Here is a 1,486-nt window from a genome sequence, read left to right as displayed (position 1 = left end):
CTGCTGCTAAGCTTATCCACAATTGCTGGGACAGAAATCAGCAATCCGTCCTGGGTCAATTTTCAATCGGCAGGGTGGGTCAGTTTTCAATCAGCGCCAACAGACCTGATCAAGCCTGGATGCCGGGGTGTTCTTGTCGACGAAACGAGGAGCCTTGCCTGATTCCAACTGATGGCGCCCATAAGTAACGCTGACGCCTCGCGCAATCAAGGCGCGCAGGTAACTGTCTTGAGCTTCCTTTGAAAGGATGCCACGACTGGCGAGCGAGGGTTTCACACCTGAAGTGAAAAAGCTGACGGACGCCAAGGAATTTTCAGGATGCTCGACGCGCAGAATATGCGAGAGCAACGACGGAAGATCGAGCCATTTGTACTTCGTGCCTGCGAGTAGGCCATAAAACAGGTTGTAACCGTCTACAAAGCACGCTGTACGCAAGATTTTCAGTCCTTAGAAACGAAAAAACCGGCGCTAGGCCGGTTTCTTCACCCCAACAGCCAGCGAACTGAATCGCTGCGTACGGGGCTGAGTAGTGCCTTAATGATGCCATAGTTGACGCGGATGTCAACTATGGCAATGAAAGCTGTACATGTCCGGTTGACGTACCGGAGGATAGGTGGGTCAACCGCCCCGGGGTCCGATTACAAACGCTTTCGGCATTTTCACTCGGGTTCTAAACCCATTCAAACACAATAACGGTTTGCTGCTGCATAGATGGACCACTTTTGCGAACGTGCCTCACATCTTGAGTGAGGTCCTCCATGAAGCTGCCACTGCGCCCTTCTCTTTCCCGCGCTGCCATCCTGCAAATACTGACCCTGATCGTCCTGATCGGCATGCTGGTCTACCAACAGTGGCAGATTTTCCACCTCAAGGCCGACTTTGAGTCCGCTGCGAACCTGGAAACCGTAAACGCCATCACCCTACGCATCAACGGCGTGGATGACCGGCTCGATGCCGCCACCCAGTTGAAGTCCGTGACCATCGATGATTTCAGAGCCGGCCAGCAGGCTCTGTCCAACCGCATCGATGCCGTTCAAGCCCTCCTGAAGCAGGTGCAGGAGGCGGCGAAGGACGCGGCCCAGCAGGGTGCCAAAATGGAAGAGGTTGTGGTCATGGGCGCTCGGATCGAGGAGCTGCAGGTAAAACTCCAGGACCTGCGTGCAGCTAAAGCCGCGTCCGCTCAAGTCACCGCTGCGTCCAAGCCGAAGGCTCCAGCCCCCTCCCGCAAATCAACAGCACAAACCAAAGTTCCAGAGCCTCCTCCACCGTTTTCGGTCGTGGGTGTGGAGTATCGCGGAGGGGAACGTTTCTTGTCAGTTGCCCCGCCTGGCAGCACTCAACTGAGCCAACTGAACCTCATACGCCCCGGCGATATGGTCGCAGGGAGCAACTGGCAGCTCAACAGCCTGGATGACTCGCGCGCACTTTTCAGCATCAACGGCTCCCCTCGCATTCTGCCCCTGCGTCCTTAGGGAAGGTCTGAAGT

General features: G+C 55.9%; 1 protein-coding gene and 1 pseudogene. One reads left to right on the top strand and one right to left on the bottom strand.

All coding sequences use genetic code 11. The features are described 5' to 3' along the window. Positions 1-102 precede the first annotated feature (102 nt). Positions 103-435: pseudogene (locus tag DW49_RS0124470) on the bottom strand (PIN domain-containing protein); the annotation flags it as partial. 323 nt (positions 436-758) lie between these two features. Between DW49_RS0124470 and DW49_RS0124465 the strand changes: the two are divergent. Then, positions 759-1,472, top strand: a complete 714-nt coding sequence (locus tag DW49_RS0124465; protein WP_005622194.1) for a hypothetical protein — start codon at positions 759-761, stop codon at positions 1,470-1,472. Positions 1,473-1,486: the final 14 nt, after the last annotated feature.

Source organism: Pseudomonas avellanae BPIC 631, from assembly GCF_000444135.1.
In the GTDB taxonomy this organism is placed as follows: Bacteria; Pseudomonadota; Gammaproteobacteria; order Pseudomonadales; family Pseudomonadaceae; genus Aquipseudomonas; species Aquipseudomonas avellanae.
The sequence above is the reverse complement of the archived record's forward strand: the minus strand, read 5'-3'. Positions and strand labels throughout refer to the sequence as shown.